16 protein-coding genes are annotated in these 13995 nt (G+C 61.9%); 11 read left to right on the top strand and 5 right to left on the bottom strand.

The annotated features are described in order from the left end of the window. The first annotated feature begins 71 nt into the window (after positions 1-71). Together PIN31009_RS21425 and PIN31009_RS21420 are read left to right on the top strand one after the other, a co-directional pair. On the top strand, positions 72-656 hold the full coding sequence (locus PIN31009_RS21425) for a TetR/AcrR family transcriptional regulator (protein ID WP_150791525.1): 585 nt from the start codon (positions 72-74) through the stop codon (positions 654-656). Positions 657-859: 203 nt separating this feature from the next. After that, entirely contained in the window at positions 860-1285 is a 426-nt protein-coding gene (locus PIN31009_RS21420; RefSeq protein ID WP_058377748.1) for an organic hydroperoxide resistance protein, read from the top strand. 145 nt (positions 1286-1430) lie between these two features. Here PIN31009_RS21420 and PIN31009_RS21415 read toward each other — a convergent pair whose 3' ends face one another. Continuing rightward, complete coding sequence (locus tag PIN31009_RS21415; RefSeq protein ID WP_343039043.1) at positions 1431-2087, bottom strand: DUF1439 domain-containing protein; 657 nt, start codon at positions 2085-2087, stop codon at positions 1431-1433. 127 nt (positions 2088-2214) lie between these two features. Beyond that, a complete protein-coding gene (locus tag PIN31009_RS21410) occupies positions 2215-2418 on the bottom strand; it encodes a SlyX family protein (RefSeq protein ID WP_058380156.1) in 204 nt (67 codons plus the stop codon). Positions 2419-2532: 114 nt separating this feature from the next. Between PIN31009_RS21410 and PIN31009_RS21405 the strand changes: the two genes are divergently transcribed. Further along, the gene (locus PIN31009_RS21405) at positions 2533-2850 is read left to right on the top strand and encodes a YnfA family protein (protein WP_150791524.1); all 318 of its coding nucleotides are present in this window, start codon (positions 2533-2535) and stop codon (positions 2848-2850) included. 67 nt (positions 2851-2917) lie between these two features. Here PIN31009_RS21405 and PIN31009_RS21400 read toward each other — a convergent pair whose 3' ends face one another. Then, complete coding sequence (locus PIN31009_RS21400; protein WP_343039042.1) at positions 2918-3520, bottom strand: helix-turn-helix transcriptional regulator; 603 nt, start codon at positions 3518-3520, stop codon at positions 2918-2920. Positions 3521-3648: 128 nt separating this feature from the next. Between PIN31009_RS21400 and PIN31009_RS21395 the strand changes: the two genes are divergently transcribed. Both PIN31009_RS21395 and PIN31009_RS21390 read left to right on the top strand, forming a co-directional pair. Beyond that, the gene (locus tag PIN31009_RS21395; protein WP_150791522.1) at positions 3649-5142 is read left to right on the top strand and encodes an MFS transporter; all 1494 of its coding nucleotides are present in this window, start codon (positions 3649-3651) and stop codon (positions 5140-5142) included. A gap of 8 nt (positions 5143-5150) precedes the next feature. Then, entirely contained in the window at positions 5151-6275 is a 1125-nt protein-coding gene (locus PIN31009_RS21390; protein WP_150791521.1) for a LysR family transcriptional regulator, read from the top strand. Here PIN31009_RS21390 and PIN31009_RS21385 read toward each other — a convergent pair. Then, a complete protein-coding gene (locus PIN31009_RS21385) occupies positions 6191-7663 on the bottom strand; it encodes a sensor domain-containing diguanylate cyclase (protein ID WP_246185794.1) in 1473 nt (490 codons plus the stop codon). The two genes, PIN31009_RS21390 and PIN31009_RS21385, sit on opposite strands and share 85 nt — an antisense overlap. Here PIN31009_RS21385 and PIN31009_RS28375 point away from each other — a divergent pair. Continuing rightward, the gene (locus PIN31009_RS28375; protein ID WP_281355893.1) at positions 7662-7790 is read left to right on the top strand and encodes a hypothetical protein; all 129 of its coding nucleotides are present in this window, start codon (positions 7662-7664) and stop codon (positions 7788-7790) included. The genes PIN31009_RS21385 and PIN31009_RS28375 overlap by 2 nt on opposite strands. A 71-nt stretch (positions 7791-7861) precedes the next feature. Here PIN31009_RS28375 and PIN31009_RS21380 read toward each other — a convergent pair whose 3' ends face one another. Then, positions 7862-8326, bottom strand: a complete 465-nt coding sequence (locus PIN31009_RS21380) for an Lrp/AsnC family transcriptional regulator (protein ID WP_058377755.1) — start codon at positions 8324-8326, stop codon at positions 7862-7864. 270 nt (positions 8327-8596) lie between these two features. On the opposite strand from PIN31009_RS21380, the gene PIN31009_RS21375 reads away from it, so the two are divergent. The 5 genes from PIN31009_RS21375 (at position 8597) to PIN31009_RS27965 (ending at position 13816) form a co-directional block, all read left to right on the top strand. Beyond that, a complete protein-coding gene (locus PIN31009_RS21375) occupies positions 8597-9226 on the top strand; it encodes a LysE family translocator (RefSeq protein ID WP_058377756.1) in 630 nt (209 codons plus the stop codon). A gap of 511 nt (positions 9227-9737) precedes the next feature. Further along, positions 9738-10826: a ubiquinol oxidase subunit II gene (cyoA, locus tag PIN31009_RS21370; RefSeq protein ID WP_150684896.1), complete on the top strand. Its 1089-nt coding sequence runs from the start codon at positions 9738-9740 to the stop codon at positions 10824-10826. Positions 10827-10841: 15 nt separating this feature from the next. Continuing rightward, complete coding sequence (cyoB, locus tag PIN31009_RS21365; protein ID WP_058380157.1) at positions 10842-12821, top strand: cytochrome o ubiquinol oxidase subunit I; 1980 nt, start codon at positions 10842-10844, stop codon at positions 12819-12821. Between the two features lie 2 nt (positions 12822-12823). Then, positions 12824-13450, top strand: coding sequence for a cytochrome o ubiquinol oxidase subunit III (locus PIN31009_RS27970; protein WP_058377758.1), 627 nt, complete (start codon positions 12824-12826; stop codon positions 13448-13450). After that, on the top strand, positions 13451-13816 hold the full coding sequence (locus PIN31009_RS27965; RefSeq protein WP_058377759.1) for a cytochrome o ubiquinol oxidase subunit IV: 366 nt from the start codon (positions 13451-13453) through the stop codon (positions 13814-13816). Positions 13817-13995 lie beyond the last annotated feature (179 nt).

The raw sequence follows: 13995 nt of genomic DNA, 5'->3' as shown, positions 1-13995 counted from the left end.
TTGAAAGAAACAATCGAGGTCGGCCGAAAAACATCTTGCTTATCTATCTACCAGTAGATAAACTTCGCTACATGAATCGCACAACGACATCGCCGGGAACCCCCACCGTCAGGGAACAACTGCTGGAGCAAGCGCAGACGTTTCTGATGACGCGAGGCTACAACGGCTTCAGCTATCGGGATCTGTCGGAGCGGGTCGGTGTGAAGACGTCGAGCATCCATTACTACTTCCCCGCCAAAGAAGATCTGGCGCTCGAAGCGGTGAAGGCTTATGACGAGTCGATCAGTACAGGGCTGGCAAGCATCGATGAGGCATTGCCGGCGGCTCAGAAGTTGTTGCTGTATGCCGAAGCGTTTGGCCGTATTGCTGCCGACGGACACCGCATCTGCTTGTGCGGCATGCTCGCGGCAGACATCGAAACGCTGCCCGAGCCGGTGCGCGAAGCCGTACAGAAGTTCTTCGCGTACCACGAGGCTTGGCTGGCACGGGTGCTGGCAGATGGCGTGGCGGATGGATCGCTGAAGTTGACGTCCTCACCGGAAGCGGCGGCACGAGCGCTGTTCGCGGGGTTTCAGGGCAGCGTGATGGCATCGCGGCTCTTCCGGTCGCCGTCGCGGCTCGGCGATGTGGTGACGTCGGTGTGCGCGATCGCATGAGCGCGTGAGCGCACGGCAGATTTGAAGGAACACGGGAGCGAGACTCCCGTTTATTTGAATTCATTTATCTATCTATGAGTAGATAAATAAATATGAGGTTGTTGTCTAAAGCCAGACAAACGGGACGCGTGAAATCGGTTAGCGTCACGGTTATCGTCAGGCAGGTGCATTAAGATCGTTTTTCCACTTACCAGGAGTTCGTCATGTCGATCGAAAAAGTGCTGTACACCGCCCATGCCACCGCTACCGGAGGCCGTGACGGCCGCGCCGTCTCGTCGGACGGCGTGCTTGATGTGAAGTTGGTGGTGCCTAAGGAAATGGGCGGCCCGGGCGTGGGCGGTACCAACCCGGAACAACTGTTCGCCGCCGGTTACTCGGCTTGCTTTCTGGGCGCGCTGAAGTTTGTCGCCGGCAAGGAAAAGGTCGCACTGCCGGCGGAAACGAAGATCGACGGCAGCGTCGGTATCGGCCAGATCCCGACGGGCTTCGGCATTCAGGCCGAACTGAAGATCAGCGTGCCGGGTCTGGATCGTGCCGTGGTCGAAGCGTTGGTGCAAAAGGCCCACATCGTGTGCCCGTATTCGAACGCGACGCGCGGCAACATCGACGTGACGCTGACGGTGGTCTGAGCAGGACGCTGCGCCGATTCGCCGATGTCGATGCTTTGACGTAGATTCATTGAGGCTGATGCATCGGCAGCGATGCAAAAAGGGCTGAGCGCCATACGGCAACTCAGCCCTTTTTCATTTTGCAGATCGCATCGCGTCGCTTCGGCTACTTCGTCTTGACCTCGACCTTGATGCCGTCGGGCAGCACGGTGATCGCGCCGGGTTCGACGTCGCGTCCGCCGTAGCGCAGTTGTTCCGGCTTGAACGTGTAGATCGCGTATTGGTTGAGCACCTGCTGGGCGACGGTGCCGCCCACGGCGCTCAGTTGCTGGCCATAGGCGGGGGGCATGCCGTCGACATCCACGCGTTCGACGCTCGGATTGTCGAGCACGACCGCCCGTTTGACCGGATCGTATTTGAGCGCACTCGACATCGCGATCACGCCTTTGAGCGGCTGCCCGCCGATCAGCACGTTTGCGACCTGCGCATCGACCTGTGTGTTCACGCGATTGGCCTGCGGATTGAAGGCGAGCTGCGGATGCGTCAACTCCACCGAAAGCAACTGGCCGTAACGCAGCGTCGTCGGAAAGCGCTTGTCGACCGCGCTCTCGATTTCCTGACGCGTCATCGTGTATTCCCCGGTCCAGATGTTGTACGCGGCGTGGGCCGGACGTACGACAGGCACGAGCACGAGACCCAGTGCGCCGGCAGCGGCGAGACGCAGCATGTCGCGGCGTGACGGCGCGGCGCGCTCGTCGGTGACGCGGGCGATGCGGCCTACATCGGCCGGGGAAATGCGGGGCAAGCTACGGCGTGAAGTCATATCGCGATAGGCCGGGAGGCCTCGGGAGACGTGATCGCACGGGAGGTCCGTGCGCAAACCGTCGATGGTGCTGGGACTGCGTTGGCGCCGATTCGTTCGGAATGGACGCGCCGCGTGCCCGATGCCATCAATAGTGCGGGGGGATTTCGTGGCGCGGATTGCTGTCGTTGCCACCCTGACCCTGCGACAGCATTTGTTGATACAGCGCGCTGAATTGCTTTTGCAGCAGATCGATCTGCCGCTCCTGACGCGTGACGATCTCGTTGAGCGTCTCGATCAGGTCTTCCTGAAACGCCGTCTTGACTTCGAGTTCGACGATGCGCGATTCCAATGATTCCATGACCTTCTCCGGTGAACGCGGCATTGTAGGCCATCAATCGATGCATTGACGCACGCGATGTAGGCCTTTGCCGGACGTGGCAGGGGTTCTGGGCATAATCGCACCATGAAAACCTTTCTGCTTTATGTCGTCACGGCGGTGGCGGAAATCGTGGGCTGCTATCTGCCGTGGCTGTGGCTGCGACAGGATCGCAGTGCATGGCTGCTGGTGCCCGGCGCGCTGGCGCTCGCGCTGTTCGCGTGGTTGCTTACGTTGCATCCGGCCGCGGCCGGGCGTGTTTACGCGGCGTATGGCGGCGTGTACATCTCCGTTGCGATCGTCTGGTTGTGGGCCGTCGACGGTATGCGCCCCACCCCGTGGGATCTGGCGGGCGTGGCGGTGGCACTGCTGGGCATGGGCCTGATTGCGTTTCAGCCGCGCTGAATCTACGTAATCCTCGGGTCTCGCATCAGTTTTCGCATCAGGCCTCGTCGGCCTGATCACCCGCCGCTCAGTTCGTCCGAACGCGATACGTGCAGCGTTGCCCGCCCGCGAGAATATGCGTTTCGCGCGTGACGGTGCCGCGCGCGCCCACCAACTCCTGAAACAACTCCAGCTCGGTGCTGCAAAAGCCCTGACACGTCTTGGCGGCGGCGCAGATCGGGCAGTGATCTTCGATCAGCAGCCAGTCGTCGCCATCGCGCTCGACACGCGCCATATAGCCCTCTGCCGACCGAATCTCAGCGAGCCGCGTCAGCCGTTGCGGCAGCGTCGGCAGCGGATCGACCGCGTGCTTGTACTGCGCCCGCGTTTCGGCCGCACGCTGCGAGATCAGGCGATGCAGCCCTTCGTCGCCGAAGAGCTGCTTGATCGAGCCGATCAATTGAATCGTGAGATGGGAGTGGGCATCGGGAAAACGGTTGTGACCGGCGCCGGTGAGCATCCACGCCTGACGCGGGCGCCCGGCACCACGTGACGGCATCGTCTCGCCCACGACCAGACCGTCGGCCACCAGCTTCTGCACCTGTTGACGCGCCGCTTCCGCCGTGATGCCCAGCCCGGACGCGACCTCTGCCGTCGACGCCGGTCCCTGTGTCTTGAGCCAATGCAACACACGCTCGTGTGCGGCATTCGGAACCGTTGCCCTATTATCCAAGTGGTTATTTGGGTAATTCATTGTGCCGCATGTAATATCCAAGAATTATCTTGCATATTAGTCGGCCTGCGGTCGACTGTCCATCCATGACAACAACAACGACGACAAATGCTGCGGCGCCGGGATGGCGCGATCTGTTGACCGGCAACAACGGCTGGCGATCGCTGGCGCTGGCGGGTGGTGTGGCACTGCACGCCACCAATGTGTATGTCGCGACGACGGTATTGCCGTCGATCGTGCGCGAAATCGGTGGTCTGGATCTCTATTCGTGGAACACCACGTTGTTCGTCGTGGCGTCGATTCTCGGGTCGGTGTTCGCGTCGAAACTCTTCACGTCACTCGGGCCGCGCACGGCGTACGTCGCGGCCCTGATCGGTTTCAGCGCGGGCACGATCGTTTGCGCAGCAGCGCCCACGATGGCGTGGATGCTGGCCGGGCGCACGTTGCAGGGCTTCGGCGGCGGCATTCTGCTCTCGCTCAGTTATGCGCTGATTCGCGTGGTGTTCGCGCCGCCGTTGTGGTCGCGGGCGATGGGACTGGTCTCGGGCATGTGGGGCGTGGCCACGTTGTGCGGGCCTGCTGTGGGCGGAGTGTTCGCGCAATTCGGCCATTGGCGCTGGGCGTTCTGGTCGCTGTTGCCAGTGGTGGTCGGGCTCGCGCTGATCATTCGTGCGCAGGTGCCGGCCGGGCGTGCATCGCAAGCGTCGGGGAGTGCAGAGGCAACGCAAGCCGATGAAAACCATGCGTTGCCTTGGTTCAAAGTGATGCTGCTATCGGCGTCGGTCGTGGCGATTTCGTTGGCCGCCGTGGTCAGCTCGCATCTGATGGCCGCCGCGTGGGTGATCGTCGGTCTGGTGCTGGCGTGGTGGCTTGCCCAGCGTGAGCGCAGCGCCCGCCATGCGGTGCCGCGTCTGCTGCCGACCGGGGCGTACTCGATGCGCACGCGGCTTGGCGCGCTGTACGCGGCGATGAGCCTGCTCGGCATCGCGACGACGAGCGAAATCTATATCCCGTATTTCCTGCAAACCCTGCATGGCCAGACGCCGTTTGCCGCTGGTTATCTGGCCGCGCTTATGGCGGCAGGCTGGTCGATCGGCTCGATGACGAGTGCAGGACGCCACGGTAAGGCGGCTGAACAGCGCGTGCGGCTGGGGCCGGTGATCGTCACGCTCGGCATGCTCGCACTCGCTTGGTTGTTGCCGCAGGCCGCACTGTTCGAAACCGCGACGGGCGTCACGTCGCTCTGTGTCGCGTTGTTTGCGGTCGGCGTCGGTGTCGGCATGGGCTGGCCGCATCTGCTCACGCGAGTGATGACGGCGGCGCGTCCGGGCGAGGCGCATCTGGCGTCGGCCTCGATCACCACCGTGCAGTTGTATTCGATGGCGCTTGGCTCCGCATTGGCAGGGCTTGTCGCGAACTTGGCCGGTCTGGCCGATGGGCAATACGCCGACGTGCAGCGTGCGTCGGTCTGGTTGTTCGCCGTATTTGCGCTGGCACCGGCGGCGGCCGCCGTGCTGGCGTTGCGTGGCCGTGTGGCAGCGCCTGCGGTGCCCCTTTCAGAGCATTCCGAGCAGCAGTAGGAGACATCATGATCGATCGGATCACCGCCATGCGCACGTTCGTGCGTGTGGCCGACGTCGGCAGTTTCACCAAAGCAGCGGCCTCGCTCGATCTGCCGCGCGCCACGGCGACGACTCAGGTGCAGCATCTGGAACGCTGGTTCGGCGTGGCACTCTTCACGCGCTCGACGCGGCGTGTCGCACTTACCATCGAAGGCGCCGTCTACTACGAGCGGTGTGCGGCGATTCTCGCCGACATCGAAGAGGTGGAGGCGGGGCTGTTCGGTGCCGAAGTGCAGTTGCGCGGACGCCTTGCTGTCGTGCTGCCGCCGGTCATCGCGCGTGAAGTGGTGATGCCGGCGATGGCCGAGTTTCAGGCGCGCTATCCCGGGCTCGAAATCGCCATCGATGCGACACCCGCGCACGGCGACTGGCGTGGCGATGGTGTGGAGTGCGGGGTGGTGCTGGGCGAGTTGCCCGATTCGCGGCTGGTGGCGCGGCATCTGGGGGACTTACCGCGCGTGACGTGTGCAAGCCGCCGCTACCTTGAAACGCATGGCGTGCCCGACGATCTCGAAGCGCTGACCGCACACACCTCGGTGAAGTGGCTGACGGCGCCTGCGGAGTCGCTGTCGTCGGCTTCAGTGCAGGCTTCGGCAGGGCAGGCGCCGCACTCGGCCTCGGCGGCGAATGACGCGCTGCCTGCGCTCGGTTCGACGCTTGTCACATCGTCGCCGCCTCCTGCACTGGTCACCGCCCGTTGCGGCGATCTGACGTTGATGGTCGGCGATCGGGCTACGTGCGTGCGCACGCGCGGACAACTTCATGTGGGTGATGAGGCCGCGTATCTTGCCGCAGGGCTCGAAGGGCTCGGTCTGATTCAACCGACGCTGCTGGCAGCGGCCCCGTATCTTGCCTCGGGACGTCTGGTGCCGGTGCTGCCGAAGTGTCCGCCACCGCCGTTGCGGCTCTCGGTCGCGTACCCGGCGCAAAAGCGCGTGTCACCGCGCGTGCGCGCCTTCGTCGACTGGCTCGCGCAGATTTGCGAACCGCTCGCGACGCAGCAGAGTTATGCGCCACCCACGCCGCCCGCCGGTCCGCTGCCGGAGGGCAAGCCGTCCAGCACGCGACGTTCGTTCAGACTGCCCGCGTAGTGATTGCGCTTCTCTTCGTACATCAGCAGATCGGCTTTCTGCACGGTGGCTTCGAGGCGCTCACCGGCCTCGCACGTGGCCATGCCCATCGAGAACGACAGCGGCGTGCCCGGATAGAACGAGTTGTTGAGTTCGACGAGTTGGCGAATGCTCTCCATCATCGCCGCACCGCCCGTCGCATCGGTTGACGGCAGCAGCAGCGCAAATTCGTCGCCGCCAATGCGCGCTGCAATCTGCGGCGCCACCACCGATTTGCCGAGCACTTCGCCCGCACGGCGCAGCAGCGCGTCGCCTGCGGCGTGTCCGAGCTGGTCGTTCACCGCCTTGAGTCCGTTCAGATCGGCGACGATCACCGTCACCGGGAACGGACCCTTGCGCTCCAGACGGTTCAATTCATCCACGTAGAACGAACGATTGCGCAGCTTGGTGAGCACGTCGTGCTTGCCGAGGAATTCGAGATACGACTCGGCCTTCTTGCGCGCGGTGATGTCCGTGAGCGCGACGAGCACCAGATCCCAGCGCGGCTCGTGCCCGGGGAGCACGGCAAATTGCAGGTGGACGTTGATCTCGTTGCCATCAAGCGCGTAGTTCACGACTTCACGCTGCTGGAAGAGTTTGTTCTCCCACAGGTCGATCAACTGCTCGCGGAAGTTATGCCGCATGTCGTCGCGGAACACATCCGGCAGACGCGAGAGCAGGGTGGCTTTGTCGGTCGCCACGAACATCGCGAGCGTGTGACGGTTCACGTCGAGCACGTGGATCTCGTTCATGCAGCGCTCGACAAACTCGGGGTGCACGTCGGTGAAGGTGCGAAAGTCGGTGATGCCGCGCGCACGTGCGTCGTCGAGCAGCAACTTGATCGCGCTGAAATCTTCCACCCACAACGAGACCGGCGAGTACTCGAAGAGGCCCCGTGCGTATTGCTCGCCCATGGTCACGCGCTCGCGTGCATGTTCGAGTTCGGTGACGTCTTCGAGCGAAATCAGCACGCGGTCGAGCGTGGTTTCATGCCCCGGGAGGACCGAGCCGTTGAGCAGCACGTCCAGACGCCGTCCGTCGAGCGTGTAATTGACGGTCTTGCTGGTGAAATGCGTGCGGCCATCCCAAAGCTGGCAGAGCTCTTCGATATGCGTCTTGAGCATGTCGTCGCGAAACACGCGCGGCAGGTTGGCCACGAGCGCGTCAAGCGACGGCGCGTTGAACATCGAGAGCGTTTTGCGATTGACCTTGACGACGCGAATGCGCTGCGAGCACGCCGACACGTGTGCCGGATCGGTCTTGAAGTGCGCACGCAAATCGGTCACGCCCTGTGCCCGCCATTCGTCGAACAGATGCCGCACGCCGCTGAAGTCTTCGAGCCAGAGCGAGACCGGCGCGAGATCGAACATGACGGCGTCGTCGCTGGCGGCGCTCGGGAGGGCAGCCGCTGGGGCAGCGGAAGACGTGGAAGGTACGGCGGGCATGGCGTCCGGCATGTGGCACCTGAAGTCGGGTCAGGCCGTCATTCTAAGGTGAAACGGGCCCTAACCCCTATGGGGCGAAATGGGGCCGTAATCACGAAGCCACAGGGAAGAAACCGCACCGAATCACAGCAGTGGCGCACCGGTGTCGCGTTTGACTTCGCGCAGCGAGAGCATCGACTCGATGGAGGAGACGCCGGGCAGGGCGCGCAGCACGTCGCGGGTGAACAGGCCGTAGTCGTCGAGATCGGTGGCCACCACGCCGAGCAGGTAGTCGGCGCTGCCTGAAATGTTGTGGCACGACACGATGCGGTCGATGGCCTGCACTTCACGCTCGAACTGCTCGGAAAGCGCCCGGTCATGCACGGCAAAGCGCACGTGCACGAAGGCGACCACGCCTAAGCCCAGTGCGCGGCGGGAGAGTTCTGCCCGGTAACCGGTGATATAGCCGTCGGCTTCGAGACGCTTGAGGCGCCGCGCACACGGAGTTTCAGAGAGCGACACGCGCTCGGCGAGCTTGGCGTTGGAGATGCGACCGTCGCGCTGGACGATGGCGAGAATCGCCCGATCGATGGCGTCGAGTTCGTTCATGGTGGGTATCCCGCTACAAAATCTGCTGCAAAGACGGCATTCCACCACGATCTGCGGTGCTGGGGAAGTGTTACCCCTCATCCGCACGGCTTAGGTCGTCTGGATATCGGTGAAAAGTGGTCTTGAAGGATTACCTTTTCATTTCTCCAGTTATGGAGGAATCAACTAAATATGGCACTTATCGTGGATGGAAAACGCCACGTTTCACTGCATGATTAGCGTGATCATGAATGCCTTTCCGGTCATCGTGACCGGCTCCGGAGACGTTTCATGGTTTCGCTTCAGTTGCTCACGGTTTTCATCGGCGCGCTTGTGGTGGTGTACGCATTGCCCGGCCCGGACATGGCGCTGGTGATGCAGACGAGCATGGTGCGCGGCGTGCGGCACGGGCTAGCAACGTCGGTCGGGCTGGCACTGGCACGCGCGGGGCATGTGACGCTCTCGGCCTGTGGTGTGGCGGCACTGCTGCGCGCGGCCCCGTGGCTGTTCGAGACGGTACGCATTGCCGGTGCGATCTATCTCGCGTGGATCGCCATCCAGATCTGGCGCTCGCCGGCGTTCGGCATCGAGGCACTGTCGACATCGCGCGAAGCGGCGCCGCCGCTGACACAGGCGGTGCGCCGTGGCGTGTTGTCCAGCGTGCTGAATCCGAAGGCGTTGCTGTTCTGTTCGGTGCTGCTGCCGCAGTTTGTGCGCCCGGAAGCCGGGCCGGTGTGGTCGCAGGTGCTGGAGTTGGGCGTATTGCTCGTGGCAGTCGGCGCAGTGTTCGACGTGACGCTCACGTTCGGCGCAGCCCACATCGCGCGCTGGCTGCGCACGCGCCCGCTTGCACAAAAAGTACAACGCTGGTCGTTCGCGGCGGCGCTCATGGCGTTCGCCCTCAGGCTGTCACTCGATTGACCTGACTCGCGGTAAGCTACCGCACTTCCCTCTGGGCAAACCATTGCACCAACCCGGTGCATTTCGCTGCGACACCGCAATTATGGGTGCGACAGAACGTCGCACCTATTGAAAAATGGGAACGTTCCCCAATTGCTGCATTGCACAGCGTTTGCCGTCAAAAGCCCCCATAACTACGTTGAAAACGTCGCGCGCGTACGCGGGTGACCGGCGCGACACATTGTCGCGCAGCCGTGCCCATCATGTCCGGCCTTATTAAACTTCGGCATAATGCCGCACCGTGATGGAAGTAAAAGACAAGAAGTCGGACAGTGACTTGAGGTCTGCGGGCGGCAACCTGCCCCGGTTCCCGTCTTTTCGATGACACAGTCGTCGTAGTTCGGCCGGTGCAATACCGGCGCGGCGACTGCTCCCGTCTCACCTTAACCCTTGCCATCCTCCTGCGACCCTGCATCAGGCCGGTAAGCCCGTGTTGTGCCGTTCGCTGGCCAACTCAACCCTGTCGTGTGACATGAAGAAACACAGAAACCCGCGATTGCTTAGGCTCCTCGCCTTGTGTTCGCCGCTGCTTTTGGCTGGCTGCGACATGGCGCTGCTCAACCCCAAAGGGCAGGTCGGAGAAGAGACCAAATCCCTGATCCTCACGGCCACTTGGCTGATGTTGATCGTTGTGATTCCGGTCATCGTGATGACGCTGTGGTTTGCGTGGAAGTACCGCGCGACCAACAAGTCGGCCCGCTACGAGCCGAATTGGTCTCACTCGACGGCCATTGAGGTCGTGGTGTGGCTCGTGCCGATCATCATTATTGCGATCCTCGCGCGCATTACCTGGGTCAGCACCCACGAACTCGATCCCTACAAGCCGCTGCAAAGCGACGTGAAGCCGATCACGGTCGAAGTGGTGTCGTTGAACTACAAGTGGTTGTTCATCTACCCGGAACAAGGCATCGCGACGATCAATGAACTGGCCGTTCCGGTCGATACCCCCGTGAATTTCAAGATCACGTCGGAATCGATCATGAACTCGTTCTTCATTCCGGAACTCGGTAGCCAGATCTACTCGATGGCCGGCATGGAAACGAAGCTGCATCTGATCGCGAATCACGTCGGCACGTTCGACGGTATTTCGGCGAACTACAGCGGCGGCGGTTTCTCGGGCATGCGTTTCAAGACGCTGGCGATGACGGACAACGACTTCCAGCAATGGGTGACGAAGGTGCGTGAGTCGAAGAAGGTGCTCGACAAGTCGACCTACGCGTCGACGCTGGCACCGATGAGCGAGAACACGCCGGTAACGTATTACAGCTCGGTCGACGCGAACATGTTCCAGTCGATCCTGCACGCCCCGATGGCCGCGGGCATGGCTCAGCAGCACGAGGGTCACGCCGCCGGTCACGATGCCCATGAAGGCATGGACATGAAGGGCATGGACATGAAAATGGAAATGAAGGGCGCGGGTACTGACGCGGTGGCAGCTCCGGCTGCGGCAGCGAACGTGCAGAACGGCCAGCCCATGACCATGGCCATGGACGCCGGCACACCGCACGCAATGCATGCGATGCAAGCCACCGGTACGGCCGCGCACGCGCACAAGGAGTAAACAACAATGTCAACGCTGTTTGGCAAACTGACCCTCGAAGCCATCCCGTACCACGAGCCGATCATCGTCGGCGCCGTGGGCATGATGGTGCTGGGTGGGCTGGGCATCCTCGCGCTGCTCACCTACTTCGGCAAGTGGAAGTACCTGTGGAATGAGTGGATCACGTCGGTCGATCACAAGAAGATCGGCATCATGTACGTGCTCGTGGCGCTGGTCATGCTGTTGCGCGGCTTTGCCGACGCCATGATGATGCGTACCCAGTTGGCACTCGCCCACAACTCGCCTGGCATTCTGCCGCCGGAACACTACGACCAGATCTTCACCGCCCACGGCGTGATCATGATCTTCTTCGTGGCAATGCCGTTCATGACGGGCCTGGTGAACCTCGTGGTGCCGCTGCAAATCGGCGCACGCGACGTGGCTTTCCCGTTCCTGAATACGCTGTCGTTCTGGCTGTTCGTGGCCGGTATGGCGCTGGTGAACCTGTCGCTGGGCGTGGGTGAATTCGCACGCACGGGCTGGCTGGCTTACCCGCCGCTCTCGGGCATTCAATTCAGCCCCGGCGTGGGCGTGGATTACTACATCTGGGCTTTGCAGATTTCAGGCTTGGGGACGTTGCTCACGGGTGTGAACTTCGTCGTCACGATTCTGAAGATGCGCGCTCCGGGCATGAACCTGATGAAGATGCCGGTCTTCACGTGGACGGCACTGTGCACGATGGTGCTGGTGTGCGCCGCGTTCCCGGTGCTGACGGTGACCCTGGCGCTGCTCTCGCTCGACCGCTACCTCGACTTCCATTTCTTCACGAATGAGTTGGGCGGCAACCCGATGATGTATATCAACCTGATCTGGATCTGGGGTCACCCTGAGGTGTACATCCTGATTCTGCCGGCGTTCGGTATCTTCTCGGAAATCATCTCGACGTTCTCGGGCAAGAAGCTGTTCGGCTACAAGTCGATGGTGTACGCCACGGCCGCGATCATGGTGCTGTCGTTCCTCGTATGGGCGCACCACTTCTTCACGATGGGCTCGGGTGCCAGCGTGAACGCGTTCTTCGGTATCGCGACGATGATCATCTCGATCCCGACGGGCGTGAAGATCTTCAACTGGCTGTTCACGATGTACCGCGGTCGCGTGCAAATGACCGTGCCGGTGCTGTGGACGCTGGGCTTCATCGTGACGTTCGTGATCGGCGGTATGACGGGCGTGCTGCTCGCCGTGCCGGGCGCCGACTTCGTGCTGCACAACTCGTTGTTCCTGATTGCTCACTTCCACAACGTGATCATCGGCGGCGTGCTGTTCGGTTACATCGCCGGCATGAACTACTGGTTCCCGAAGGCTTTCGGCTTCAAGCTCGACGAACGTCTGGGCAAGTACAGCTTCTGGTGCTGGATCATCGGTTTCTACCTCGCCTTCATGCCGCTGTACGTGCTGGGTCTGATGGGCATGACGCGCCGTCTGAACCACTACGACAACCCGGCCTGGCAGCCGTGGCTGATCGCCGCACTGATCGGTGCGCTGTTCATCGCCGCCGGTATCGCCTTCCAGGTGCTGCAAGTGGTGGTGTCGATCAAGAACCGCAAGGCGCTGGCCGATACGACGGGTGACCCCTGGAACGGCCGTACGCTGGAGTGGATGACGTCCTCGCCGCCGCAGTTCTACAACTTTGCCGAAGAACCGCGCGTGCACGATGTGGACGAGCTGGCCTACCGCAAGGAACACGGCATCAAGAGCGATCTGAAGACGAGCTACGCCCCGATTCACATGCCGAAGAACACCGGCGCCGGTTTCATCATCAGCGCGTTCTCGCTGGTGTTCGGTTTCGCCGCAATCTGGCACATCTGGTGGCTGGCTATCGTTGGCTTCGTCGGCATGATCGTGGCATTCATCTGCCGCAGCAACGACGATTCGATCGACTACTACGTGCAGTCGCCGGAAGTGGTGGCCATTGAAAAGGCCCACCATCAGGCACTGGCTGTAGCAGCAAAGGCTTAATCATGACGAGCGAAGTTCTTAAACACACGGGCTCGCATGCGGATGCGCATGCGCATGACCACGCGCACCACGACACCGGCGGCAATACGATCTTCGGTTTCTGGGTGTACCTGATGACCGACTTGGTGCTGTTTGCCGGCCTGTTCGCCACCTTCGCGGTGCTGCGTGACTCGTCGGCAGGCGGCCCCACCGGCAAGGAACTGTTCGACCTGAAGTTTGTGCTGGTCGAAACGTTCATCCTGCTGTTCTCGTCGATCACCTACGGCTTTGCCATGGTCGGCCTGCACGGCGGCAAGAAGGGCACGGTCATGGGTTGGCTGGCGGTGACGTGGCTGCTGGGCGCCGCGTTCATCGGCATGGAACTGTATGAGTTCCATCACCTGATCCTGGAAGGCGCCGGCCCGCAACGCAGCGCATTCCTGTCGTCGTTCTTCGCGCTCGTGGGCACCCACGGTCTGCACGTGGCCTCAGGCCTGCTGTGGATGGCCGTGCTGATGTTCCAAATCGGCAAGAAGGGCCTGAGCTCGACGAACACGACCCGCCTCCAGTGCCTCTCGCTGTTCTGGCACTTCTTGGACGTGGTCTGGATCGGCGTGTTCACGGTCGTGTACCTGATGGGAGCGATGTAAATGAGCAATAGCAAATCGGTGCAATCGCACGGCCACGAAGCTGGCCATAATGCCGCCGGTGGCAGCCACGGCAGCGTGAAGTCGTATCTGATCGGCTTCGTGCTCGCAGTGATCCTGACCGTGGTGCCGTTCAAACTGGTGATGGACGGCACGATGCCCCCGTCGACAGTGCTGCCGCTGATTCTCGGCGCAGCCCTGATCCAAATGATCGTTCACCTGATCTACTTCCTGCACATGGACCGCTCGTCGGAACAACGCTGGAACATCATGGCGTTCCTGTTCACCGGCCTGATCGTCGTGATCGTGCTCGTGGGCTCGCTGTGGATCATGCACAACGCTAACTCGCTGATGATGCCGGGGATGTAAGTCTTTCCTTCTCGGTGTTAGTGGTAAACAAAAAGGGCAGTTCGAATGATCGAACTGCCCTTTTTGTCTTGAGGGTTACGATGCGATGACGCCGACCGTTCCTCAACCCACATCGCTCTTTCCCGCCACCCAGGCCCGCGGCGCTTGCCGGCCCTCCGGCTCACTCCAATTTAAAGTCG

This window comes from Pandoraea iniqua (assembly GCF_902459685.1).
Classification (GTDB): Bacteria; Pseudomonadota; Gammaproteobacteria; order Burkholderiales; family Burkholderiaceae; genus Pandoraea; species Pandoraea iniqua.
This window is presented reverse-complemented; position numbering and strand designations above follow the sequence as displayed.